This is a genomic window from Cellulosimicrobium sp. 72-3, from assembly GCF_013127315.1.
Classification (GTDB): Bacteria; Actinomycetota; Actinomycetes; order Actinomycetales; family Cellulomonadaceae; genus Cellulosimicrobium; species Cellulosimicrobium funkei.
Genome location: NZ_CP053419.1, coordinates 3471726 through 3496578, shown reverse-complemented (window position 1 = coordinate 3496578; position 24853 = coordinate 3471726). Strand labels below are relative to the sequence as shown.

The window sequence follows — 24853 nt, the reverse complement described above, 5'->3', positions numbered from 1 at the left end:
TGCCTCCCTAGCGTGGAGCACGACACCGAGACCACGGGTCCACCACGGACCGCTCGGACCACCGACAGACCCAGGGAGACCACCATGCGGTACCGCACCATCGGCGACGGGCGCACCTCCTTCGAGGTGTCGACCCTGTGCCTCGGCACGATGAACATGGGCACGCTCGTCGACGAGGACACGTCGTTCGCGATCCTCGACCGCTACCGCGAGGCGGGCGGCACGTGCCTCGACACCGCGAACAACTACAGCTTCTGGGCCGGCGGCCACGGCCGCGACAGCGAGGACCTGCTCGGCCGCTGGCTCGCGAGCCGCGGCGCACGCGACGAGGTCCGGATCGCGACGAAGCTCGGCGCGGCCAAGAAGGACCCGGCCCTGCCGCTGCAGAACGTCGAGCCGACGAACTTCCAGGGGCTCGGCGCCGACGTCGTCGCGGACGAGGCGCACGAGAGCCTGCGCCACCTCGGCGTCGACCACCTGGACGTGCTGTACGGGCACGTCGACGACCACGGGACGCCGCTCGCCGAGACCGTCGGCGCGTTCGGCAAGCTCCAGGCGGAGGGCGTCGTCGGCATCACGGGCATCTCGAACGTCGCGCTGTGGCGCGTCGTCGAGGCGCGCGAGGAGGCGCTGCGCCAGGGCGTCGCGCCCTACGGGCTCGTCCAGCAGAACTACACCTACGCCTACCCGACGCCCGAGCCGGGCCGGCACAACTGGGCGTCGTACGAGCTGCTCGACTACGCGGCGTCCACGGGCGTCGAGGGCCGCCCGCCGCTCGCCGTCACGGCCTACTCGCCGATCCTCCAGGGCGCGTACGTGCGCCGGGACAAGCCGCTCTGGGACGGGTTCGACCACCCGACCACGCGCGAGCGGATCCGCCTCCTGCACGAGGTCGCGGGCGAGCTCGGCGCGACGCCGAACCAGGTCGCGCTCGCGTGGCTCCTCGGGGGCGAGCACGCGGTGATCCCGGTCGTCGGGCCCAGCACGGTCGAGCAGCTCGACGACCTCCTCGGCGCGGCCGACCTGGAGCTCGACCCCGAGCTGCGCGCACGCCTCGACGCGGCCTGAGCCGCGCGGGCGGCCCGGTCCGGCGCACCGACGTCGGGCCGGGCTGCCACGATGGGCCGATGCCCACCACGACCGTCGCGCGCATCCGGCCGGACGACTGGCGCGACCTGCGGGACGTCCGCCTGCGGGCGCTCGCCGACGCCCCGTCCGCGTTCGGCTCGACTCTCGCACGCGAGGCAGCCTTCCCCGACGACGTGTGGCGCGAGCGCGCGGCGCAGGGCCGCACGCTCCTCGCGCGCACGGTCCCCGACGGCGGCCCGCCCGACGACGGCGGCCCGCCCGACGACGGCAGCCCGGCCGGGAACGACCGGTCGCCGGGTCCCGTGGTCGGGGTCGCCGCGGTCGTCCCGTCGCCCGACGACGCGACCGTCGCCGAGCTCGTGTCGGTGTGGGTCGAGCCCGGCGCGCGGGGGAGCGGCGTGGCGGCGTCGCTCCTGGCGCGCGCCGACGACCTCGCGGCCGGGCTCGGCGCGCGCACGCTCGCGCTCTGGGTCACCGCGACCAACGCCCCCGCGCTCCGGCTCTACGAGCGCGGCGGCTTCGCCCCGACCGGCGAGACCCAGCCCCTCCCGAGCGACCCCCGCCTCGTCGAGCTGCGGATGACGCGGCGCGTCGCCGGGTAGGGTGCGGGGACCTGATCCCGGACCGTGCCGAGGGGGCCACGTGGAGTTCCAGGACGTCGTCCGACGCCGGCGCATGGTGCGCCGGTTCACCGACGAGCCGGTCGACCCGCACGCCGTCGACCGCCTCGTGCGCAACGCCGTCCGCGCGCCGAGCGCGGGGTTCGCTCAGGGGTGGTCGTTCCTCGTGCTCACGGAGCCCGACGACGTCGCGCGCTTCTGGTCCGCGACCTCGCCCGAGCAGCCCGAGCGGAGCATGAGCGCGTGGCTCGCCGGGATGCGCACCGCGGCCGTGCTCGTCGTGGTCCTCACGTCGAAGGACGTCTACCTCGACCGGTACGCCGAGGACGACAAGGGCTGGGCGGACCGCGACGAGAACCGCTGGGCCGTGCCGTACTGGCACGTCGACGCCGGGATGGCGGCGCTGCTCATGCTCCAGACCGCCGTCGACGAAGGGCTCGGTGCGTGCTTCTTCGGCGTCGCGCCGGGCGAGGTCGGGCGCCTGCGCGCGGCGTTCGGCATCCCCGACGCGTACGCGCCGACGGGGGTCGTCGCCGTCGGGCACCCCGCCGACCGGGCGGCCACGGGCTCGCCGCGCCGTCGCGCGCGCAAGCCGCTCGACGACGTCGTGCACCGCGGCCGCTGGGGAGGCCGGTCGTGACGCGCTCGCGGGCGGGGGCGCTCGCCGTCGGGCTCGCGCTCGCCGTCCTCGGCGCGGGAGCGTGCACGGGGAGCGCGACGCCCGAGGACCCGACGGGCGCTGCGTCCGCGACGCGGACGGACCGGCCGCCCGCCGAGGTCCCGGCCGACGACCCGACCGCCTCGGGCGACCCGGAGCGGCCTCCGGGTGGCTCCGACGAGCCGACGACGGGCGCCTCCGCCGGGCCGGAGGAGGCGCCCACGGCCGCTCCGCCCGAGGTCACGAGCCTCGGTGGTGCGGCCGGCGCGACCCCGCTCGTCGCGCGGTCCGGGTGGCAGGTCGTCGGCGCGAGCGGCGCGTGCGTGCTGTCGTCACGTGCCGCGGCCGACCCGGCGGCACCCACGGCGGGCCCGCGCGACGCGTCCGCCGCCCTCCTCGCGGAGACGGTCGCCGCGGACGGCGGCGACCTCACGGCTCCCCGCGACGTCCTGGTGCCCCTCCTCGCCGACGGCGTGACCCGCCAGGGGGTGAACGCCGCGGCCCAGGACTGGACGGTGACGACCCCGCGCGGCGAGGTGCGGGTGCGCGGGGCGGCGCGCGTCGTGAGCGTGCCGACGTTCGAGGGCGACGCGTCGACGCAGTCCGTGGTGCTCGCGCTGGACTGCGCCGGGCCGCTCGACGAGGGCGCGTGGCAGCGCCTCCTCACCGACGTGCGGGCCGGTCTCGCGGCGCCCGCCGAGGAGCTCGGTACCTGGCCGTCGTAGCGCGCGGGCGGGTGCCGGGTCAGGCGTCGTGGTCGCGCAGCGCCGGGACGTGCAGCCCGACGGCGGCCCGCACGGGCGGGGGCAGCTCGCCCCAGTCGTCCAGCGTGTCCAGGTCGACGGCGGTCCCGGGTCGCTGCACGACGACGGCCCGCAGCCCGAGCCGCTCGGCCTCCGCGACGTGCGCCGCGCGGCTGCCCGTCCCGAACTGAAAACGGAACCCCTCGCCGCGGGCACCGCCGTCGGGCCGAGCACGAGGTTCCTGGCGTTCTGCGCCGCTTCCCGACAGCAGGGTCGTGCTCGACGGCGCGGAGGCCGGGGGTCCGAGGACGAGCAGGTTCGTGCCCGCGCCGACCCGGTCCGTCGCGACGACGACGGGGGCGTCCTCGGCGAGCAGCGCCGCGACGTCCGCGGTCGTGAGCGCCGGGAGGTCGGCGTGCGCGACGAGGAGCCGCACCGGGCCCCGGGCCGCCGCGTCCTCCGCCGCGAGCTCCCGGCCCAGCTCCACCGCCGCGTCCAGACCGGGCCGGTCCGCGGGCTGGAGCACGATGCGCAGCCGGTCCGCGTCGGCGGTCAGCAGGGGCAGGTCGTCGGACCCGGCGCGCGCGGCCTCGGCGGGCTCGTCGACCACGACGTCCCGCAGCGCCCGCCACGTGAACCGCGGGTCGGACGTCACGACGACCACGCGCTCGACGCCGTCGCTCGCGAGCAGCGTCCCCACGACGTGCCGCGCGAGCACGCCGATCAGCCTGCTGCGCGACGCGGGGTCGAGCACGTGCGCGAGCCGCGACTTCCCCGACGACCCGTCGCGCAGCGGCACGACCGCCACGACGCGCGCCGGGCCCGGGGCGCCCGGGCGAGGGCCGCCGTCGGGCAGCACGAGGTCACCCACGTGCGACCGCCGCCGACCGCAGCAGCGTGCGCGCCAGGCGCTCGCGGCCCTCGGCGCCGCCCATGACCGTGTCCGTCACGGCGACGTCCATCCCGAGCGCGCGGACGGCGTCGGCGAGGTGCGCGTCGTGGTCGTCGATCACCATGACGTCGACCAGGCCCACGTAGAGGCGCGCGACGCCCAGCGCGGAGACCTCGTGCCCGAGGGTCGTGAGGATCTGCGCCGCCGGGCCCTTGAGCGCGCGACCGCCCACGATCGGGCTCACCGCGACGCGTCGCGCCGACGTCCCGGCGAGCGCCTCCCGCACGCCCGCGACGCCCAGCACCGGCTCCACCGAGAGGAACGGGTTCGACGGCGCGACCACGACGACGTCGGCGCCGGTCACCGCGTCGAGCACGCCGGGCGCCGGGCGCGCGGCGTCGATGCCGTCGTAGACGAGACCGAGCACGTCGTCCGCGTGCCGGCGGCCCACGAAGTACTCCTGGAACCCGAGGCGCCCGGCGGGCGTGTCGACGAGCGTCGCGACGCGGTCGTCGGTCACGGGCAGCACGCGCGGCCGGACGCCGAGCGCGGACGTGAGCTGCGCGGTGACGTCGGACAGCGGCGCGCCCGCGCGCAGCCGGGCCGTCCGCACGACGTGCGTCGCGAGGTCGCGGTCGCCGAGCGTGAACCACGTGTCCTCGCCGAGCCGGCCCATCGCCTCCAGGGCCGCGTACGTCTCCCCGACGACGCCCCAGCCGCGCTCCTCGTCCGCGAGACCGGCGAGCGTGTACGTCACGGTGTCGAGGTCGGGCGAGATCCACAGCCCGTGCAGCTCGACGTCGTCCGCCACGTTGACGACGACCGTGAGGTCCGTCCCCGCGAGGTCCAGACCGTGCGCGAGGCGGGCCCCGCCGACCCCGCCCGCGAGCACGGTGACGCGGTCGGTGCGGTGTTCTGCTGTCACGACGACGAGCCTACGTCGGAGCACGGAGCCTTCGCGGAGCGCCCGGTTCCCCGGCCCGTGGCGCGACGCCGTGCCACGATGGACCCATGGCCGTCTTCGCCTTCTCCGTCGCCCCGCTCGGTGCCGGCGAGTCCGTCGCGGACTCCGTCGCCGAGGCCGTCCGCATCGTCCGCGAGTCGGGCCTGCCGAACCGCACCACGTCGATGTTCACCGAGATCGAGGGTGACTGGGACGTCGTCATGCCCGTGATCCAGCGTGCGACCGAGGCCGTCGGCGCAGGCGGTCACCGCGTGTCGCTGGTCCTCAAGGCCGACATCCGCCCGGGTCGCACGGGCGAGCTCACGGGCAAGGTCGAGCGCGTCGAGGAGCGGCTCGCGGCCGAGTCGGAGGACACCGGGCACGCCTGACCGGGCGGGTGACGCGCGGGCCGGAGACGGGGGCCGGACGGCCCTTGCGCACCGGTTCGCCCGCTTCGAGGGACTTGACCCGCCCCCGTAGGCTATGGCGCATACGCCCCCGCCCAGGTCGCGTTTCCGCTGCTGCAGGAGAACCCCCGATGCCCCTCTTCGAGGTGGACGCCGAGCGTCCCGTACTGGTCCAGCCGCCCCAGCAGGCCGGAGCATTCGGGACGGACGCGCAGCGGGTGGTGGACGGCAACCTCGAGGGACTGCTGGGCGAGCAGATCTTCCCGGTCGCGCAGGGCACGTCCGACGACGAGCCGCACCTCCTCGCGCTCGACGCGGCGGGGCTCCCGGTCGTCATCGAGGTCACGGCCGAGCTCACCGAGGAGGCCCTGACCGCGGCGCTCAACCACGCGGGCCGCGCCGGTCGCCTCACGCGCGCCGAGCTCGCCGCGCGCTACACGGGCGGCGCGTCGCGCTTCCAGCAGGACGTCGCCGCGTTCTACGACAACGTGCCCCTCACGCGCTCGCAGGCGACCGCGCGCGCCACGGGCGCGCGCCTCATCGTCATCTGCTCGAGCGCCGCGCCCGGCATCCAGGACGCGCTCGACTTCCTGCGCCAGCCCGGCTCGCCGGTCGCGGTGCTGCGCCTCGGCGTGGTCCACGGGGCCGACGGCCGCCGCTTCGTCGACGTGTCCCCGCTCGCGATGACGCGCGACAACCCCGCGCCACCCGCGGCACCCGAGCCCCCGCGGGGCCGTGCCGTCGCCCCCGGTTCCGACTTCGCGGACGGCGTCGCCGTGGGCCGAGCCCTGACCGGCAAGTTTCCCGTGGTGACGCGTCAGGCCGCGAGGTCCCGGGCGGAGCGTCGCCGGGCCGCCGAGCTGGAGCCCCGCACCACCTACGGCGTCGCGCCGTCGTCGGCCGACGAGACGGGCCAGCTCGCCCCGCTCACCGCGACGGGCGAGCCGCGCCGCGCCGAGCCGCCCGTGCTCGACTTCGTCCCCCTGGACGACCCGCTCACCGCGCGCACGGCGCCCGAGCCCGCGCCGACGGCCTGGGCCGACCGCCGCCCGGTCGAGAGCGCCGACGAGGCACCGGCCCCGCGCACCTCGATCCTCACGCGCGAGTCGATCCGCACCCGGGAGTCGATCCGGACGCGCGAGTCGTACCTCACGCACGAGTACGGCGACCAGCGCAGCCCGGCGCAGGAGCGCCCGTACGACCCGCTGTCGTACCACCCGCCCGTCGACCTCGGCACGGGTCCGGACCTCCCGTCGCCGAGCCGCGACGTCGCGCCGGTGCCGTCCGCGCCCGCGGCCGACCTGCCGCTCGGCCCCGAGGACGACCCGGACCTCGTCGCGCTCGCCCGCGCGTTCGGCGCCCCGCGCCAGCTCGTCTGGTCGCGGCCCCGGCGCGGGCAGCGCTTCGAGGCGGTGCTCCAGCCCGACGGCTTCATCGAGCTGTCCGACGGCGCCCGGTTCCGCCACCCGGACCTCGCCGCGGTCGCGGTCTCCGGCACCCACACCGCCGACGGCTGGAGCGTCTGGCGCCTGGGCACCGACGACGGCCCCACGCTCACCGACGCCTTCCGCGAGCACACCGCCTGAGCCCGCCGGCCGGGACCGCTCCCGGCGTGAGACGGGAGAAGTGGCCCCTGGCGGACGCGCCGCAGGGGCCACTTCTCGCATCTCGCCCCGGCGACGGCGTCGTCCGCCGGGTGCCCCGGGGCTGGAGGCCCGGGCCGACGCGCGCCCGTGCTCAGTCGGTCGTCCGCACCATGGTCCGGATCCCGACGGCGAGCCCGACGGCGGCCGTCACGACGGCGGCGACCCACCCCCACGCGACGGCGGACGCCGTGAGGTCGCCCGCGAAGAGCGCCCGCTCGGCGTCGACCACGTAGCGCAGCGGGTTGACGTCGGACGCGACCTGCATCCAGCGGGGTCCGGTCTCGAGCGGCAGGAGCATGCCGGACAGGATCATGAGCGGGAAGACGAGCGTCTGTTGCACGACCCAGAACATCCAGTCCTGCTTGCGGACGGCGAGCGCGAGCGCGTAGCTGAGGGAGCCGATCCCCACGCCGAAGACGGCGAGCAGCACCAGCCCCACGACGGCGCCGGCGGGGTGCAGCTCGAAGCCGAACGGCAGCATGACGAGCACCACGACGACGGACTGCGCGACGATCGGGACCATCTCCTTGAGCGCGCGCCCGACGAGGAGCGACGCGCGCGAGAGCGGCGCGACGAGCATCCGCTCGTGCGCCCCCGTCTGCAGCTCGACGAGGAGGTTCGCGCCCGTCGTGGACGTCCCGAACAGCGTCGTCATGACGAGGATCGACGGCACGAACCACTGCCAGACGTTGCCGCCCAGGACCTCCTGGCCGGTCGTCGTGCCGCCGAGCGACCCGACGAGGAGCGGTCCGAACAGCGCGAGGAAGACGATCGGCTGGACGAGCCCGAAGAGCACGGAGAACGGGTCGTGCAGCACGGGCCGCAGCTCGCGCACGAGCACGATGCCGGTGTCGCGGGCGAAGGCGGCGAGGCCGCGGCGTGGGGCGTGCGCGCGGCTCGGTGCCGTGCGCGGCATGGTCGGGGTCGTGGTGACGGTGCTCATGCTGCGGTCCTCTCGGTGGGGTGGGCGTCGGCGCCCGTGGTGGCGCCCGCCTCGCGCAGGCTGCGCCCGGTGAGGGCGAGGAAGACGTCGTCGAGCGTGGGCCGGCGCACCTGGGCGGTGTCGACGGCGATCCCGGCGGCGTCCGCCGCGCGCAGCAGCCGGGGCAGGTACGCGTCTCCCCGCTCGGCGCGCACCTCGAGCGCGGGTGCGCCGCCGGGCCGGGCTTCGGGCCCGGCGTCGGGCCCGACGGCGCCCGCGTCCTCGGGCGTGCGGGCCACCTCGCGGAAGCCCTCGACGCGGCGGGCCAGCCCGGCGAGGCGGGCGGCGTCGTCGTGCGCGCGACCGCCCGACGGCGCGAGCGTCACGAGGACGCGGTCCCCGGCGAGCTCGGCCTTGAGGTTCGCGGCCGTGTCGTCGGCGATGACGCGCCCGTGGTCGACGACGACGACCCGCTCGGCCATGGTGTCGGCCTCGTCGAGGTAGTGCGTCGTGAGGACGATCGTCATGGGCTCGCCCGTCGTCGCGCGGGCGTCGTCGCGCATCCGCAGGACGTGCTCCCACAGGTTCGCGCGGTTGTGCGGGTCGAGGCCCGTGGACGGCTCGTCGAGGAAGAGGAGCGACGGCGCGTGCACGAGGCCCATCGCGACGTCGAGCCGACGGCGCTGCCCGCCGGAGAGGTCGGACACCTTGCGGGTGCCGTGCGCCGTGAGCTCGAGGGAGTCGAGCAGCTCGTCGGCGCGTCGCCGGGCGGACCGGCGGTCCAGCCCGTGGATGCGGCCCTGGCTCGCGAGCTCGTCGACGGCCCGCTGCGCGTGCCCGGCCCCGTTGCCCTGCCCGACGTACCCGATGCGGTGGCGGACGGCGTCGGGCTCGGCGACGACGTCGTGTCCCGCGACGGTGGCGGTGCCCGACGTCGGCCGGGTCAGCGTGGTGAGCATGCGCAGGGTGGTCGTCTTGCCGGCCCCGTTGGGGCCGAGGACGGCGACGAGCTCGCCCGGCGCGACGTCGAGGTCGATGCCCCGCACGGCGTGCACGGTGCGGCTCTCGTCCCGCCCGACGGCGAAGTCCTTGGTCAGTGCTCTGGTCCGGATCACGGTGCTCCTCCTGGAGTGCGGTGCGTGCGTCGGGAACGACTCTGCTCCGGGTAGCGGACAGGTCCGGTCCTCTACCGCGTGCGACGCTGGAGCCATGCTCGAGACCTCGGGACGACTGCTGCGGCTCCTCTCGCTGCTCCAGGCGCGCCGCGACTGGCCCGGGGCCACGCTCGCGGAGCGCCTGGAGGTCAGCCCGCGCACCGTGCGGCGCGATGTCGACCGGCTGCGCACGCTGGGCTACCCGGTACGCGCGACCAAGGGCCCCGACGGCGGGTACCGGCTCGACGCCGGGGCGGACGTGCCGCCGCTCCTGTTCGACGACGAGCAGGCCGTCGCCGTCGCGGTCGCCCTGCGCACGGGTGCGCTGCCCGGGGTCGAGGACGCCGCGGCCCGGGCCCTCGCGACCATCCGGCAGGTGATGCCCGCGCGGCTGCGGGCGCGCATCGACGCTCTGGAGGTGACCGCCGTGCCGGGGCGCCGGGAGCAGGAGCTCCCCACCGTGCGTCCCGACGTGCTCGTCGCCGTCGGGACGGCGGCGACCGAAAGACGCGTGCTCCGGTTCGACTACGACGGCGGCACCGGCGAGGTGCTGCGCGCGCCGGGGGCTCCGGAGGGCGCGGGGTTCCGCGCCCCGCGGCGCGCGGAGCCCCATCACCTCGCGACGTGGGGCGGCCGGTGGTACCTCGTCGCGTGGGACCTCGACAGGGAGGACTGGCGCACGTTCCGCGTCGACCGGATGGTCCCGCGCGAGGGCACGGGGGCACGGTTCGCGCCGCGCGCGCTGCCGGCGCCCGACGTCGCGACGTTCGTTGCGGAGCGGTTCGCCACCACCAGCTACCCGGTACGCGGCACCGTCGAGCTCCACGCGGACGCCGCGACGGTGGCGCGCTGGGCAGGCGCGGACGCGGTCGTCGAGCCGGCGGGGGAGGGGCGGTGCCGCCTGACGACGGGCTCCTGGTCCTGGGGCGGACTCGCGGCCCGGTGCGCGATGTTCGACGTGCCGTTCGACGTCGTCGGGCCGCCCGAGCTGCGCGACGCCGTACGCGTGCTGGGGGAGCGCGCGCGAGCGGCGGCGAGGGGTGAGCCGGGTCACGAGGGAGCGAGTTGACCTCCTGGCCCACGACCCCGTAATGTTCTCGAGGTCGCCCGGCAGGGAGGAACAGACACCACGGCACAGCTCTTCGGAGCAGATGCGAAGTGGCTGGTCCCCCGGGCGAAACTCCCACCAGATTTCTCGGAGCACAGTGCTGCCCCGTGAGTGCGGTGAGGGTGTCTGGATCAGGTACATTTCTGAACGGAGATCCGGTTTTCACCGGTCCGGGACGAACGGCCGGGTCTGGTAGGATTCAGAATGAAGGAAGCGCCCCGCGCAAGGGCCTCGGGAACGAGGTCGGAGGCGGTGTGTGTCGGTTGTTTGAGAACTCAACAGTGTGCTTGTTAGTCAATGCCAAATTTTTGTCCCTGTGGCATGGCTGGCCTGGTTGCCCGTCCGGGTGGTTGGGTTGGTTGTGTCTGGGATTCCTTTGGTTGATTTCGGAAGATGATGTCATCTTTCGTGTTGATGCCAGTTTTGTGAACCCTGTTGGGGTTCGCTTCGTATGGATTGTTCACTGCCGGGTTTTGTCCTGGTGGTGGGCGTTGTTCATTTACGGAGAGTTTGATCCTGGCTCAGGACGAACGCTGGCGGCGTGCTTAACACATGCAAGTCGAACGATGATGCCCAGCTTGCTGGGCGGATTAGTGGCGAACGGGTGAGTAACACGTGAGTAACCTGCCCTTGACTTCGGGATAACCCCGGGAAACCGGGGCTAATACCGGATATGAGCCGTCCTCGCATGGGGGTGGTTGGAAAGTTTTTCGGTCAGGGATGGGCTCGCGGCCTATCAGCTTGTTGGTGGGGTGATGGCCTACCAAGGCGACGACGGGTAGCCGGCCTGAGAGGGCGACCGGCCACACTGGGACTGAGACACGGCCCAGACTCCTACGGGAGGCAGCAGTGGGGAATATTGCACAATGGGCGAAAGCCTGATGCAGCGACGCCGCGTGAGGGATGAAGGCCTTCGGGTTGTAAACCTCTTTCAGCAGGGAAGAAGCGCAAGTGACGGTACCTGCAGAAGAAGCGCCGGCTAACTACGTGCCAGCAGCCGCGGTAATACGTAGGGCGCAAGCGTTGTCCGGAATTATTGGGCGTAAAGAGCTCGTAGGCGGTTTGTCGCGTCTGGTGTGAAAACTCGAGGCTCAACCTCGAGCTTGCATCGGGTACGGGCAGACTAGAGTGCGGTAGGGGAGACTGGAATTCCTGGTGTAGCGGTGGAATGCGCAGATATCAGGAGGAACACCGATGGCGAAGGCAGGTCTCTGGGCCGCAACTGACGCTGAGGAGCGAAAGCATGGGGAGCGAACAGGATTAGATACCCTGGTAGTCCATGCCGTAAACGTTGGGCACTAGGTGTGGGGCTCATTCCACGAGTTCCGTGCCGCAGCAAACGCATTAAGTGCCCCGCCTGGGGAGTACGGCCGCAAGGCTAAAACTCAAAGGAATTGACGGGGGCCCGCACAAGCGGCGGAGCATGCGGATTAATTCGATGCAACGCGAAGAACCTTACCAAGGCTTGACATGCACGAGAAGCCACCAGAGATGGTGGTCTCTTTGGACACTCGTGCACAGGTGGTGCATGGTTGTCGTCAGCTCGTGTCGTGAGATGTTGGGTTAAGTCCCGCAACGAGCGCAACCCTCGTCCCATGTTGCCAGCGGGTTATGCCGGGGACTCATGGGAGACTGCCGGGGTCAACTCGGAGGAAGGTGGGGATGACGTCAAATCATCATGCCCCTTATGTCTTGGGCTTCACGCATGCTACAATGGCCGGTACAAAGGGCTGCGATACCGTAAGGTGGAGCGAATCCCAAAAAGCCGGTCTCAGTTCGGATTGGGGTCTGCAACTCGACCCCATGAAGTCGGAGTCGCTAGTAATCGCAGATCAGCAACGCTGCGGTGAATACGTTCCCGGGCCTTGTACACACCGCCCGTCAAGTCACGAAAGTCGGTAACACCCGAAGCCCATGGCCCAACCGTTCGCGGGGGGAGTGGTCGAAGGTGGGACTGGCGATTGGGACTAAGTCGTAACAAGGTAGCCGTACCGGAAGGTGCGGCTGGATCACCTCCTTTCTAAGGAGCTACCAACCCTCGCCTTGCCGGTGTTTGCTGGTGGGTGGGTGGTTCAGGTGCCACGCCATCGCCGTCCGTGTGGTGGGTGGTTGCTCATGGGTGGAACATTGACGAAAGAGCTTTCTTGGTCTTGCTGGTGTCAGTACCTGCCGGCTCGCACGTGTCTCTTCGGGGTTCGTGTGGGTGGTGGTGGAACATCACGGGTGAGACTGGGGGGCTTGTCGAGCACACTGTTGGGTCCTCAGGTCACCGGCCACCGGTTGGTGGGGTGCCTGGTACGGGCCGGTCCTTGGACCACGAACCGCTTCGTCTGCGCTCTTGTATGAGGGTGTGGGTGGGGTAGGCGGGTCTGGTGGGGTCGGGGTCGTTGGTTGTTTGAGAACTGCACAGTGGACGCGAGCATCTTTGTAAAGATCAAGACGCACCCTTTCGGGGGTGTGGTTCTTGGTTCTCTGCAGTTTTGTTGTTTTTGTTGAAGTTTTTAAGGGCACAGGGTGGATGCCTTGGCACTAGGAGCCGAAGAAGGACGTGGTAGCCTGCGATAAGCCTCGGGGAGCTGGCAAACGAGCTGTGATCCGAGGGTTTCCGAATGGGGGAACCCCGCACGAGTCATGTCGTGTGACCCGCACCTGAATATATAGGGTGTGTGGAGGGAACGTCGGGAAGTGAAACATCTCAGTACCGACAGGAAGAGATATTCCGTGAGTAGTGGCGAGCGAAAGCGGATGAGGCCAAACCGGGCGCGTGTTCAAGCTGTCAGGCGTTGCGTGTTCGGGGTTGTGGGACCCTTCTGGTGGATCTGACAGTCCACCGGGGAGTAAGAAAGCCGTGTCATAGTCGAACCGCATTGAAAGGCGGACCACAGACGGTGCGAGTCCGGTAGACGAAATGGTGCGGCCTCCCGAAGGGGATCCCAAGTAGCACGGGGCCCGAGAAATCTCGTGTGAATCTGGCAAGACCACTTGCTAAGCCTAAATACTACCTAGTGACCGATAGCGGACCAGTACCGTGAGGGAAAGGTGAAAAGTACCCCGGGAGGGGAGTGAAATAGTACCTGAAACCGTGTGCCTACAATCCGTTGGAGCCTCCTTGGCTGGGGTGACAGCGTGCCTTTTGAAGAATGAGCCTGCGAGTTAGTGCTCAGTGGCGAGGTTAACCCGTGTGGGGAAGCCGTAGCGAAAGCGAGTCCGAACAGGGCGCCCATAGTCGCTGGGTCTAGACCCGAAGCGAAGTGATCTAGCCATGGGCAGGTTGAAGCGCGGGTAAGACCGCGTGGAGGACCGAACCCACCAGGGTTGAAAACCTGGGGGATGACCTGTGGTTAGGGGTGAAAGGCCAATCAAACTTCGTGATAGCTGGTTCTCCCCGAAATGCATTTAGGTGCAGCGTCACGTGTTTCTTGCCGGAGGTAGAGCTACTGGATGGCCGATGGGCCCTACAAGGTTACTGACGTCAGCCAAACTCCGAATGCCGGTAAGTGAAAGCGTGGCAGTGAGACTGCGGGGGATAAGCTCCGTAGTCGAGAGGGAAACAGCCCAGACCACCGGCTAAGGCCCCTAAGCGTGTGCTAAGTGGGAAAGGATGTGGAGTTGCACAGACAACCAGGAGGTTGGCTTAGAAGCAGCCACCCTTGAAAGAGTGCGTAATAGCTCACTGGTCAAGTGATTCCGCGCCGACAATGTAGCGGGGCTCAAGTACACCGCCGAAGCCGTGGCATCTGCGCTCAACTCAGGCCTTCGTGGTCCAGAGGCGCAGGTGGGTAGGGGAGCGTCGTGTGGGCGGTGAAGCCGCGGGGGAACCCAGCGGTGGAGCCCACACGAGTGAGAATGCAGGCATGAGTAGCGAAAGACGGGTGAGAAACCCGTCCGCCGAATGACCAAGGGTTCCAGGGCCAGGTTAATCCGCCCTGGGTAAGTCGGGACCTAAGGCGAGGCCGACAGGCGTAGTCGATGGACAAGGAGTTGATATTCTCCTACCGGCGAAGAACCGCCCATACCGAGCCCGGTGATGCTGACCGCCCAAACCTGCCCATCGACCCTTCGGGGTCACCGGGCAGGGGCGCGCGGGACCCAATCCGGTAGTAGGTAAGCGTATTAACAGGGGTGACGCAGGAAGGTAGCCCGGCGTGGCGATGGTAGACCACGTCCAAGGCTGTAGGCCGTCGGGTAGGCAAATCCGCCCGACATGAAGGTTGAGAGCTGACGGTGAGCGCACAAGCGCGAACTGGGTGATCCTATGCTGCCAAGAAAAGCCTCGGCGCGAGGTTCTAGCCGCCCGTACCCCAAACCGACTCAGGTGGTCAGGTAGAGAATACTAAGGCGATCGAGAGAATCGTGGTTAAGGAACTCGGCAAAATGCCCCCGTAACTTCGGGAGAAGGGGGGCCCGAAGCGTGAACACCCTCGCGGTGGGAGCGTGGACGGCCGCAGAGACCAGGGAGAAGCGACTGTTTACTAAAAACACAGGTCCGTGCGAAGTCGCAAGACGATGTATACGGACTGACGCCTGCCCGGTGCTGGAAGGTTAAGAGGACGGGTCAACCCTTCGGGGTGAAGCTCAGAATTTAAGCCCCAGTAAACGGCGGTGGTAACTATAACCATCCTAAGGTAGCGAAATTCCTTGTCGGGTAAGTTCCGACCTGCACGAATGGCGTAACGACTTCTCCGCTGTCTCAACCGCGAACTCGGCGAAATTGCACTACGAGTAAAGATGCTCGTTACGCGCAGCAGGACGGAAAGACCCCGGGACCTTTACTATAGCTTGGTATTGGTGTTCGGTGCGGCTTGTGTAGGATAGGTGGGAGACTGTGAAGCCCGTACGCCAGTGCGGGTGGAGTCAACGTTGAAATACCACTCTGGCCGCTTCGGATGTCTAACCTCGGTCCGTGATCCGGACCAGGGACAGTGCCTGGTGGGTAGTTTAACTGGGGCGGTTGCCTCCTAAAATGTAACGGAGGCGCTCAAAGGTTCCCTCAGCCTGGTTGGCAATCAGGTGTCGAGTGCAAGTGCACAAGGGAGCTTGACTGTGAGACTGACAGGTCGAGCAGGGACGAAAGTCGGAACTAGTGATCCGGCGGTGGCTTGTGGAAGCGCCGTCGCTCAACGGATAAAAGGTACCCCGGGGATAACAGGCTGATCTTGCCCAAGAGTCCATATCGACGGCATGGTTTGGCACCTCGATGTCGGCTCGTCGCATCCTGGGGCTGGAGTAGGTCCCAAGGGTTGGGCTGTTCGCCCATTAAAGCGGTACGCGAGCTGGGTTTAGAACGTCGTGAGACAGTTCGGTCCCTATCCGCTGCGCGCGCAGGAAACTTGAGAAGGGCTGTCCCTAGTACGAGAGGACCGGGACGGACGAACCTCTGGTGTGCCAGTTGTTCCGCCAGGAGCACCGCTGGTTGGCTACGTTCGGAAGGGATAACCGCTGAAAGCATCTAAGCGGGAAGCCTGCTTCAAGATGAGGTTTCCATACCCTACGGGGTGAGAGGCACCCAGCAGAACACTGGGTCGATAGGCCGGACGTGGAAGCGGGGACGAAAGACCCGTGCAGCTGACCGGTACTAATCAGCCGACAACTTCAACACCAAACACTTTGCTACGCGTCCACTGTGCGGTTCCCGAACCACCAACACCACACCCCACACGGGGTGCCCCGGTGTCGAGGAGGTTCAACAGAGTTACGGCGGTCACAGCGAAGGGGAAACGCCCGGTCCCATACCGAACCCGGAAGCTAAGCCCTTCAGCGCCGATGGTACTGCCCTGGAGACGGGGTGGGAGAGTAGGACGCCGCCGGACAACCCTTCACCGAAGGCCCACCCCACACGGGGTGGGCCTTCGGCATTTCCGCATACCCCCACACCACGCGAGGGACGCGCTAGCGCCGGCACGTCCGGGGCCGTCGTCGGCCCCACGGACGGTCGCACCGGGACGCGAGAGCGGCCGAGGAGCCCTCAGGACCAGCCGTACGCCGCCGACCAGCGGACGATCTCCGCGAAGAAGCGTGCCCGGGGCTCCGGCGCCGAGAGCGACAGGTCGTGGATGCCGCCGGGGATGCGGACCAGCGTGACGACGCGCCCCAGGTGCGAGGCCCGGCGGGCGAGCGGCTCGACGTCGAGCACGATGTCTGCGGCGCGCATGTCCTCCGTCCACCGCGTGCTGAACAGCGACCTCTCGGCGAGGAGCACCAGCACGGGGCAGTCGATCGCCAGGCCGGCGGCGACGCGCGCGTGACCGGAGATGATCGCGCGCAGCCATCCCGCGCGGACGGGGAACGACGGAACGGGACGCCATGCGTCGTCGATGGTCCACGTACCGTCCTCCCGGTCCCGCAGCGTCCGGGCGTAGTAGCCGGGATCGACGTTGGGGAGCGGGGCGCGGGGCTGGAAGCGGGCGAGTTGGCGGATCGCGGGGCCGGAGACGGTCCGCGCCACCGACGAGCCCTGCAGCTCCAGCCACGGGCTGTTGAGCACCAGGCCACGCACGACGCCGGGGTGCCGGTGCGCCCACAGCGCCGCGACGAGACCCCCGGTCGAGTGCCCCATGAGCATGATCGCGACGTGCGCTCCGAGGTCCTCCCGCACGACGTCCAGCGCGGCGGCGATGTCGGCGTCGTACTCCTCGAGGTGGTCCGCGTACCCGGGGGTCTGGTGCGGGCGCAGGCTGCGACCGTACTTGCGCAGGTCGACGGCGTAGAACGCGGCGCCGAGGCCGTGCCAGGTCTGGGCGAGCTCGGTCTGGAAGAAGTAGTCGCTCCAGCCGTGCAGGTAGAGCACCGCGCGCGCGGGGCGCAGGGGCTCCTCCGTGGGCGGGACGTGCCGGACGACCGTGACGACGACGTCGCCCTCGTCGTCGGGCTCCAGCTCGACGGTGCGCTGCTCGAACTCCGCCCCGAGCACGTCGGGGGCCCAGGCCGGGGACGTCACGGCGTGAGCACCACCTTGCCGAAGTGGTCGCCGGCCGCGAGCCGCGCGAGGCCGTCGCGCGCGCGGGCGAGGGGGAGCACCTGGTCGACGACGGGGCGCACCTCGCTGCGCGCGAGGAACCGCAGGAGCGCGGCGAGGTCGTCGCGCGAGCCCATGGTCACGCCCTGCACGCGGATCTCGTGGAAGAACACGCGCGTGAGCTCGGCGGGCGACGCGTCGCCGCTCGTCGCACCCGCCACGACGACGGTGCCGCCCGGCCGTACGGACCGCAGCGAGTGGTTCCACGTGGCCTGCCCGACCGTCTCGACGACGACGTCGACGGGCGCGGGCAGGCGGGCGCCGGGCTCGAACGTCGCCGCCGCCCCGAGGCGGGCCGCTCCGGCCCGCTTCGCCGCGGAGCGGGACGTCACCCACGTCTCGAGCCCCGCGGCGGCGCCGAGCGCGACGGCCGCCGTCGCGACCCCGCCGCCCGCGCCCTGCACGAGGACACGGTCGCCGGGGGCGGCGCCACCGGCGGTGAACAGCATGCGATAGGCGGTGAGCCACGCCGTCGGGATGCACGCGGCCTCGACGAAGGTCAGCTCGGGCGGCTTGGGGACGAGGTTGTGGCTCGGGACGGCGACGCGCTCCGCGAGCGTGCCCGGGTACCGCTCGGACAGCAGGGAACGACGCTCGGTGGGCCCGACGCCGTGCCCGTCCGCGCCGACGACCGCGTGCACGACGACCTCGGAGCCGTCGGGGGCGACGCCCGCGGCGTCGGTCCCGAGGATCATGGGCAGGCGGTCGGCGGGCAGCCCGACGCCGCGCAGCGACCAGAGATCGTGGTGGTTGAGCGACGCGGCGCGCACGTCGACCGTGGTCCAGTGCTCACGGGACGCGGGCTCGGGGCGGTCCCCGACGACGAGGCCGGCCAGGGGGTCGTCGGGGTCGGTGCGGTCGGCGTAGGCGGCGAGCATGGGACCAACCTACGGTCCGGCCCGTGCTCCGACCACGGGGCCCGCCCGGGGGAGCCCCCCGGACCTGCCCCGACGGCGAGCGGGTCAGTCGCGCACGCGCGCCCGCTCGCCGAGGAAGTCGGCGACGATCGGTCCGAGCTGGTCGAACTCGATGAGGAAGCCGTCGTGCCCGAAGTCGCTCGTGAGCGTCCGCAGGGGCTCGGCGCCGGGGATGCCGGCGGCGATGCGCGCGCAGTCGGCGGGGAGGAACAGCCGGTCGGTGTCGACGGCGACGACGAGCGCGTGCGCGGTGATCTGCGCGAGCGCCGCCTCGACACCACCGCGGTCGCGCCCGAGGTCGTGCGTGAGCATCGACTCGGTGAGCACGACGTACGAGTTCGCGTCGAACCGCCGCGCGAGCTTGTCCCCGTGGTGGTCGAGGTAGGACTGCACGGCGTAGCGGCCGTCGGTGAACGGGTCCTCGCCGCCCTGCGGCAGCCGGCCGAAGCGGTCGTCGAGCTCGCGCGCGGACCGGTAGGTGGCGTGCGCGATCTGCCGCGCGATGCCGAGCCCGACGTGCGGGCCGTCGCCGTCCGCGGCGTCGTAGTAGTCGCCGCCGCGGAAGCCCGGGTCCGCGCGGACGGCGCCGAGCTGCGGGTGGGCCCAGGCGATCTGGTCGCCCGTGGTCTGGGCGGCGGTCGCGATCGCGGCGAGCGAGACGACGTCGATCCCCGCCTCGGGCCCGAGGAGCGCCCACTCCAGCACGCGGTGCCCGCCCATCGAGGCGCCGACGACGAACGCCCACGACGTGATGCCGAGCGTCCGGGCGAGCTCGATCTCGACCGCGACCTGGTCGCGCGTCGTGACGCGCGGGAACCGGCTGCCCCACGGGCGGCCGTCGGGCGCGGTCGAGGCCGGTCCCGTGGTGCCCTGGCAGCCGCCGAGCACGTTGGGCGCGACGACGAACCAGCGGTCGGTGTCGATCGGGGCGCCGGGCCCCACGAGCGACTCCCACCAGCCCGCGGTGACGTGCCCCGGGCCGGCGGGGCCGCTCACGTGCGAGTCGCCGGTGAGGGCGTGCAGCACGAGGACGGCGTTCGACCCGTCGGGCGCGAGCGTGCCCCACGTCTCGTACGCGACCCGGACGTCGGGCAGGCGGGCGCCGGACTCGAGGTCGAACGTGCCGACGTCGGCGAAGCGTCGCCGGCCCGCCGGGTCGCCCTCGCGCCACGCCCCGGTCGCCGGGACTGGGGCCTTGACCCGCGCGCGCGACGGCGCCACGCCGTGCGTCGACGAGTCGCCCGGCCGCGCGCCGGAGCGGGCGTCGGGGGCGGGGGAGAGGAGCTCGTCGTTCACCGGGGTCACCGTCGGCCACTGTACGGCCGGGGCGCCCAGGGCGCCCCGGCTGTCCAGATCCGTCATCGTCGCGCCCGTCGTCGGCCGGTCAGGAGCCCAGCGCCGACTTGGCGGCGGTGAACCCGAGCTCGAGGTCGGCGAGGATGTCGTCGACGTGCTCGATGCCCACCGCGAGGCGGACCAGGCCCGGCGTCACGCCGGACTTCGCCTGCTCCTCGGGGCTGAGCTGGGCGTGCGTCGTCGACGCCGGGTGGATGACGAGCGACCGGACGTCGCCGATGTTCGCCACGTTCGAGTGGAGCTGCAGCGCGGAGACGAACGCCTGCCCGGCCTCGCTGCCGCCGTCGAGCTCGAACGCGAGGACCGCGCCCGCGCCGCGCGGCAGGTACTTCTGCGCGTTCGCGTGCCACGGGCTCGAGGGCAGGCCCGCGTAGTGGACGGTCCGGACGTCGTCGCGCGCCTCGAGCCACTCGGCGACCTTCTGCGCGTTGGCGACGTGGCGCTCGACGCGCAGCGACAGCGTCTCGACGCCCTGCGCGATGAGGAAGGCGTTGAACGGCGAGATCGCCGAGCCCAGGTCGCGCAGGAGCTGGACGCGCGCCTTGAGCACGTACGCGAGGTTGGCACCGAGGATGCCGTCCACGCCGAGGTCGCGCGCGTAGACGAGGCCGTTGTACGAGGGGTCGGGCGTGTTGTAGTTCGGGAACCGCTCCGGGTGCGCCGCGTAGTCGAACGTGCCGCCGTCGACGATCACGCCGCCGATCGCGGAGCCGTGGCCGCCGAGGTACTTCGTCGCGGAGTGCACGACGACGTCCGCCCCGTGCTCGAGCGGGCGCAGCAGGTAGGGCGTGGCGACCGTGTTGTCCACGATCAGCGGGACACCGACCTCGTGCGCGACCGCCGCGACGGCCTCGATGTCGAGGACGTCGGCCTGCGGGTTCGGGATCGTCTCGCCGAAGAACAGCTTGGTGTTCGGGCGCACGGCGTCGCGCCAGGCCTGCGGGTCGTGCGGGTCGGCGACGAACGTCGTCTCGACCCCGAGCTTGGCGAGCGAGTACTGCAGGAGGTTGTAGGTGCCGCCGTACAGGCTCGGGGAGGCGACGACGTGGTCGCCCGCCTCGGCGACGTTGAGGATCGCGAACGTCGTCGCGGCCTGCCCGGACGCGAGGAGCAGCGCGCCGACGCCGCCCTCGAGCGAGGCGATGCGGTTCTCCACGACCTCCTGCGTCGGGTTGCCGATGCGCGTGTAGATCGGGCCGAGGTCCTTGAGCGCGAACCGGTCGGCCGCGACTGAGGCGTCCGGGAAGACGAACGACGTGGTCTGGTAGATCGGGAGCGCGCGGGCGCCGGTCGTCGGGTCGGCGGTCTGGCCGGCGTGGACCTGGCGCGTCTCGAAGGACCAGGCGGGGGCGGTGTCGGTGCTCATGGTTGCTCTCCTGCGGGTGGGGTGGGACGGCGGCGTGCGGGTGCACCGGGGCGGGTGCGGCGGGGACGGGGTCGTCGACCGCGGCGAGAGGCGCACGCGGGACGGGATGCCGCGGCGAGGGCGTCGTCGACGACGGCTCGCGGGCAGGCGAACGTGCGCTCGGGTCAGCGACACATTCGACGGGACATGAGGCTGAGGCTAGGCGCGTCGTCGGCGACCCGGTAGGCCCTTCTCACGATGCGAGACCACATTCTGAGAAGGCCCCGGCTGCTCGGATCGCGCGGAGCGGACCTTCCGGGCAGACTCGTGCGAGTGCTGTCAACGAGACACGCCGAGGAGGGGTTGATGAACCGCGTGACCCGGAGCGCGCCGCGCCGTCGCGTCGCCGTGGCGGGGGCCGCCGGAGCGCTCGTGCTCGCGCTCGGCGTGGGCCTCGCGCCGACCGCGTCGTCCGCGCCGTCGGACGACGACGTGCGCGCCGCGCGCGAGGCCGCCGACGGCGCGTCGCGGGACGTCGCGACGGTCGAGCGCGAGCTCGCGGCCCTGCGCGACCGGCACGCGTCCGCGGTCGCGGCCGTCGAGACGGCGGCGGAGGAGTACGCCGCGGTGCAGGGCGAGCTCGAGGCCGCCGACGCCGAGGTGCGCGACGCCCAGGCGGCGCTCGCGACGGCCCGGTCGGGCGAGTCCGACGCGCGGGCCTCCGTCGGCGCCCTCTTCCGCGCGTCACGCCAGGGCTCGACGGAGCTCGACGCGCTGCGGACGGTCCTGGACGCGGACGGCGTCGAGCAGGTCGTCGCGCGCGAGAACGCCGAGCGCGTCGCGGGCCGCACCGCCGGACGTGCGGTCGAGACGCACGCGACGGCGCGCGCCGTCGCCGGCACGGCCCGCGCGCGGGCCGACGCGGCGCTCGCGCACCAGGCCGAGGTCGAGGACCGCGCGCGCGACGCGCTCGCCGCCGCCCAGGTCTCCTCCGGGGCGCTCGACGAGGCCGTGCAGGAGTCGGCGGCACGCCGGGAGACGCTGCTCGCCGAGCTCGCGCAGGCCCGGACCACGAGCGTCGACGTCGAGCGGGAGCGCCAGGACGCGCTCGACGCGCAGGCCGCGAGCGCGCGCGAGAGCGCGGCCCGGGAGCGGGTCGCACCGCCCGCTGCGGGGACGCCGGCGGCGGCGCCGTCCGCCCCGGCCGCGCCGTCCGCCCCGGCCGCGCCGTCCGCCCCGGCCGCGCCGAACCCGGCTCCGGCTCCTGCCCCCGCACCGGCTCCCGCTCCCGCTCCCGCCCCGGCTCCGGCCCCAGCGCCTGCCCCGGCTCCGGCGCCTCAGCCCACTCCTGCCCAGCCGCCCGTCGTCACGCCGCCGCCCGGCACGGGCGTGGGGAACGGCGCCCAGGGCCAGGCCGCCGTCGCGTGGGCGCGCACGAAGATCGGCGCGCCGTACGTGTTCGGCGGCACCGGGCCGGGCTACGACTGCTCGGGCCTCACGTCCCGCGCGTGGGCCGCCGCGGGCGTCGACATCACCCGGACGTCGCGCTCGCAGTACCAGCGCGTGCAGAAGATCTCCTACGACCGCCTCCGCCCGGGCGACCTCATCTTCTACGCCAACGACACGTCGAACCCGTCGACCATCCGCCACGTCGCGATGTACACCGGCGGCGGGATGATGATCGAGGCGCGGCAGCCCGGCAGCCCCGTGCACGAGGTCGCGATGCGCTGGGCCGACGCGATGCCGTACGCGGGCCGACCGTAGCCCGACGCACGACGGCGGCCGCCCACCTCGTGAGGTGGACGGCCGCCGTCGTACGGGAGGACGAGCCGGTCAGTGGCCCGGCGTGTGGTACCCGGAGTCGATGGCGCGCTGCAGGGAGCGCTCGATCTCGGCCTCGGCGTCGGCGCGGCCGACCCAGTGGGCGCCCTCGACGGACTTGCCGGGCTCGAGGTCCTTGTAGACCTCGAAGAAGTGCTGGATCTCCAGGCGGTGGAAGTCGGACACGTCGTCGATGTCCTGGCGCCACGCGGCACGCTGGTCGCCCGTCGGGACGCACAGCACCTTGTCGTCGCCGCCGGCCTCGTCACGCATGCGGAACATGCCGAGCGCGCGGCAGCGGATCAGGCAGCCCGGGAACGTGGGCTCCTCGAGCAGCACGAGGGCGTCCAGCGGGTCGCCGTCCTCGCCGAGCGTCCCCTCGATGAACCCGTAGTCGTCGGGGTAGCGGGTCGAGGTGAAGAGCATGCGGTCGAGGCGGATGCGACCGGTCGCGTGGTCCACCTCGTACTTGTTGCGCTGCCCCTTGGGGATCTCGATCGTGACGTCGAACTCCACTGCTTCCTCCAGTCGTACCGGCACCGCGGCGCTCGGGCGGTGGCTGGTGTCGGATGATCGACGGACGACGCCGTCGTGCGGGAACTAGTGTGACACGGGACGTCCGCCCACAAGAGTCCGTACGGCCCTGGGCGGGCGACGCCGTGAGTGATAATGCGCACGTGCCCGCCGCCCCGGGGGCGGGTCGGACGACCGGCGACCGGTCGGGACGAGCGGGCGGACGACGCGCCCCGGTGACCGGGGCGGACCGAGGGAGAGGTATGGGCTGGGCGACGCGCACGGGCGTGGCCGTCGGCGTGGTGCTCGCGCTCGCGGGCGGGTACGCCGTGGCGGACGCGTACGACGTCGTCCCCGGCGTGCTGACGCTCGAGCCGCCCGTCCCGGAGCCGCCGCCGTTCCCGCAGGCGCCGGGCGCGGCCGCCGCGCCGCCGCTCGAGGTGGAGCTGCCGGCGCTCGACGACGCGGCGCCCGTCCCCGCGACCGGCGCGGTGCAGACGCTCGTGGACGGGCTCGTCGCGGACACGCGGCTCGGCCCGCGCGTGGGCGTCCTCGTGACCGACGCGGTGACGGGCGAGGTGCTGGGCGCTGCCGGCGAGAGCGTGGGGCACGTCCCGGCGTCGACCCTCAAGACGTTCACCGCCGCGGCGGCGCTCACCTCGCCGGGAGCGCACACCACGCTGCCCACCCGAGCCGTCCTCGAGGGGCAGGAGACGGTGTACCTCGTGGGCGGGGGCGACATGATGCTCGCGGCCGGTGCCGGGGACCCGACGGCGGTCAACGGCCGGGCCGGGCTCGGCGACCTGGCCGCGCAGGTCGCGGGCGAGCTGCGGCTGACGGGACGCACGACGATCTCGCTGCGCCTCGACGACACGCTGTTCACCGGGCCCGCGGTCGCCCCGACCGTCGACCCGGCCAGCGTGCGCAACGGCTACGTCGCGCCCGTCGCGGCGCTCGCGGTGAACATCGCGCGCCTCACCGACGAGGAGTACGCGCCGCGCGCCGAGGACCCGGCCCTCGCCGCAGCCGAGGCGTTCGTGGCCGCGCTCGCGCAGGAGGGCGTCACCGTCTCCGGGGACGTCGTGCGAGCCCCGGCGCCGAGCGAGGGGCGCACGGTGGGCGAGGTGGAGTCCGCCCCGCTCGGCGACGTCGTCGCGTACCTGCTCCAGCACTCGGACAACACCATCACCGAGGTCGTCGGCCGGGTCGTCGCGCTCGACGCGGGCCTGCCCGGGTCCGGGGCCGGCGCGACCCAGGCCGTGCGGGCGGCGGTCGAGGGCCTCGGCGTCGACCTCACGGGCGCAACGCTCGCGGACCTGTCCGGGCTCGGCGACGGATCCGTCGTCATGCCTGCGCAGCTCGACGAGGTCGTGGGCCTCCTGGCCGACCCCGCGCACCCGCGGCTGCGGCCCGGCGCGGTGGGCCTGCCCGTCGCGGGGCTGTCCGGGACGCTCGACGAGCGCTACCTCGCCAACGCGGGCCGCGGCGTCGTGCGCGCGAAGACCGGCAGCCTGCCGAACGTCACGTCGCTCGCCGGGACGGTCGTCACCGCGGACGACCGCCTCCTCGTGTTCTCCCTCATGGCCGACGCCGTCCCGGACGGCGGCACCTACGGCGCGCGCCTGATCTTCGACGACTTCGTCGCGTCGCTCGCGGAGTGCGGCTGCAGCGCCTGACGGGCCGTGCCACCTCTGGGGGAGGGCT

Annotated in this window: 18 protein-coding genes and 3 rRNA genes; 12 read left to right on the top strand and 9 right to left on the bottom strand. The window is 72.1% G+C overall.

What is annotated here, in order from left to right; genetic code table 11:
• The first annotated feature begins 84 nt into the window (after positions 1 to 84).
• The 4 genes from HKK73_RS15615 to HKK73_RS15600 are packed head-to-tail and all read left to right on the top strand — an operon-like array spanning position 85 to position 3092.
• On the top strand, positions 85 to 1068 hold the full coding sequence (locus HKK73_RS15615; protein ID WP_171468346.1) for an aldo/keto reductase: 984 nt from the start codon (positions 85 to 87) through the stop codon (positions 1066 to 1068).
• Positions 1069 to 1127: 59 nt separating this feature from the next.
• A complete protein-coding gene (locus HKK73_RS15610) occupies positions 1128 to 1691 on the top strand; it encodes an N-acetyltransferase (RefSeq protein WP_171468345.1) in 564 nt (187 codons plus the stop codon).
• Between the two features lie 40 nt (positions 1692 to 1731).
• The gene (locus tag HKK73_RS15605; RefSeq protein ID WP_171468344.1) at positions 1732 to 2349 is read left to right on the top strand and encodes a nitroreductase family protein; all 618 of its coding nucleotides are present in this window, start codon (positions 1732 to 1734) and stop codon (positions 2347 to 2349) included.
• Positions 2346 to 3092: a hypothetical protein gene (locus HKK73_RS15600; RefSeq protein ID WP_171468343.1), complete on the top strand. Its 747-nt coding sequence runs from the start codon at positions 2346 to 2348 to the stop codon at positions 3090 to 3092. Before HKK73_RS15605 ends, HKK73_RS15600 begins: the two co-directional genes overlap by 4 nt.
• A gap of 19 nt (positions 3093 to 3111) precedes the next feature.
• Here the strand turns inward: HKK73_RS15600 and HKK73_RS15595 are convergent, their stop codons facing one another.
• Positions 3112 to 3981, bottom strand: a complete 870-nt coding sequence (locus HKK73_RS15595) for a 2-phospho-L-lactate guanylyltransferase (RefSeq protein WP_171468342.1) — start codon at positions 3979 to 3981, stop codon at positions 3112 to 3114.
• Entirely contained in the window at positions 3974 to 4927 is a 954-nt protein-coding gene (cofD, locus tag HKK73_RS15590; RefSeq protein ID WP_034656355.1) for a 2-phospho-L-lactate transferase, read from the bottom strand. The genes HKK73_RS15595 and cofD overlap by 8 nt, the downstream gene beginning before the upstream one ends.
• An 86-nt stretch (positions 4928 to 5013) precedes the next feature.
• Between cofD and HKK73_RS15585 the strand changes: the two genes are divergently transcribed.
• Positions 5014 to 5334, top strand: coding sequence for an MTH1187 family thiamine-binding protein (locus tag HKK73_RS15585; RefSeq protein WP_021483491.1), 321 nt, complete (start codon positions 5014 to 5016; stop codon positions 5332 to 5334).
• A gap of 149 nt (positions 5335 to 5483) precedes the next feature.
• Positions 5484 to 6938: a hypothetical protein gene (locus HKK73_RS15580; RefSeq protein WP_144721876.1), complete on the top strand. Its 1455-nt coding sequence runs from the start codon at positions 5484 to 5486 to the stop codon at positions 6936 to 6938.
• 151 nt (positions 6939 to 7089) lie between these two features.
• Here HKK73_RS15580 and HKK73_RS15575 read toward each other — a convergent pair whose 3' ends face one another.
• Together HKK73_RS15575 and HKK73_RS15570 are read right to left on the bottom strand one after the other, a co-directional pair.
• Entirely contained in the window at positions 7090 to 7941 is an 852-nt protein-coding gene (locus HKK73_RS15575; RefSeq protein ID WP_083711676.1) for an ABC transporter permease, read from the bottom strand.
• Complete coding sequence (locus HKK73_RS15570; protein ID WP_171468341.1) at positions 7938 to 9035, bottom strand: ATP-binding cassette domain-containing protein; 1098 nt, start codon at positions 9033 to 9035, stop codon at positions 7938 to 7940. The genes HKK73_RS15575 and HKK73_RS15570 overlap by 4 nt, the downstream gene beginning before the upstream one ends.
• A 94-nt stretch (positions 9036 to 9129) precedes the next feature.
• Between HKK73_RS15570 and HKK73_RS15565 the strand changes: the two genes are divergently transcribed.
• From HKK73_RS15565 to rrf, 4 genes are all read left to right on the top strand, one after another.
• A complete protein-coding gene (locus HKK73_RS15565; RefSeq protein ID WP_114554146.1) occupies positions 9130 to 10143 on the top strand; it encodes a YafY family protein in 1014 nt (337 codons plus the stop codon).
• A gap of 537 nt (positions 10144 to 10680) precedes the next feature.
• Positions 10681 to 12202 (top strand): 16S ribosomal RNA (locus HKK73_RS15560).
• Positions 12203 to 12673: 471 nt separating this feature from the next.
• Positions 12674 to 15781: ribosomal RNA gene (locus tag HKK73_RS15555) — 23S ribosomal RNA — on the top strand.
• 94 nt (positions 15782 to 15875) lie between these two features.
• Positions 15876 to 15992: ribosomal RNA gene (gene rrf / locus HKK73_RS15550) — 5S ribosomal RNA — on the top strand.
• Together the 16S, 23S and 5S rRNA genes form the textbook arrangement of a ribosomal RNA operon.
• A 155-nt stretch (positions 15993 to 16147) precedes the next feature.
• On the opposite strand, the gene HKK73_RS15545 is transcribed toward rrf, so the two are convergent.
• The 4 genes from HKK73_RS15545 to HKK73_RS15530 form a co-directional block, all read right to left on the bottom strand.
• Positions 16148 to 17119: an alpha/beta hydrolase gene (locus tag HKK73_RS15545; RefSeq protein WP_171468340.1), complete on the bottom strand. Its 972-nt coding sequence runs from the start codon at positions 17117 to 17119 to the stop codon at positions 16148 to 16150.
• On the bottom strand, positions 17116 to 18075 hold the full coding sequence (locus tag HKK73_RS15540) for a zinc-binding dehydrogenase (protein WP_171468339.1): 960 nt from the start codon (positions 18073 to 18075) through the stop codon (positions 17116 to 17118). Before HKK73_RS15540 ends, HKK73_RS15545 begins: the two co-directional genes overlap by 4 nt.
• 84 nt (positions 18076 to 18159) lie before the next feature.
• A complete protein-coding gene (locus HKK73_RS15535; RefSeq protein WP_253705674.1) occupies positions 18160 to 19410 on the bottom strand; it encodes a homoserine O-acetyltransferase in 1251 nt (416 codons plus the stop codon).
• 88 nt (positions 19411 to 19498) lie between these two features.
• Positions 19499 to 20836: a bifunctional o-acetylhomoserine/o-acetylserine sulfhydrylase gene (locus HKK73_RS15530; protein ID WP_171468337.1), complete on the bottom strand. Its 1338-nt coding sequence runs from the start codon at positions 20834 to 20836 to the stop codon at positions 19499 to 19501.
• A 345-nt stretch (positions 20837 to 21181) separates the two neighbouring features.
• Here HKK73_RS15530 and HKK73_RS15525 point away from each other — a divergent pair, with 345 nt between their 5' ends.
• Complete coding sequence (locus HKK73_RS15525; RefSeq protein ID WP_171468336.1) at positions 21182 to 22579, top strand: C40 family peptidase; 1398 nt, start codon at positions 21182 to 21184, stop codon at positions 22577 to 22579.
• Between the two features lie 69 nt (positions 22580 to 22648).
• On the opposite strand, the gene HKK73_RS15520 is transcribed toward HKK73_RS15525, so the two are convergent.
• Positions 22649 to 23152: an inorganic diphosphatase gene (locus tag HKK73_RS15520; protein ID WP_034655165.1), complete on the bottom strand. Its 504-nt coding sequence runs from the start codon at positions 23150 to 23152 to the stop codon at positions 22649 to 22651.
• A gap of 260 nt (positions 23153 to 23412) precedes the next feature.
• Here HKK73_RS15520 and dacB point away from each other — a divergent pair, with 260 nt between their 5' ends.
• Positions 23413 to 24825, top strand: coding sequence for a D-alanyl-D-alanine carboxypeptidase/D-alanyl-D-alanine-endopeptidase (gene dacB / locus HKK73_RS15515; protein ID WP_051028618.1), 1413 nt, complete (start codon positions 23413 to 23415; stop codon positions 24823 to 24825).
• The last annotated feature ends 28 nt before the right edge of the window (positions 24826 to 24853 follow it).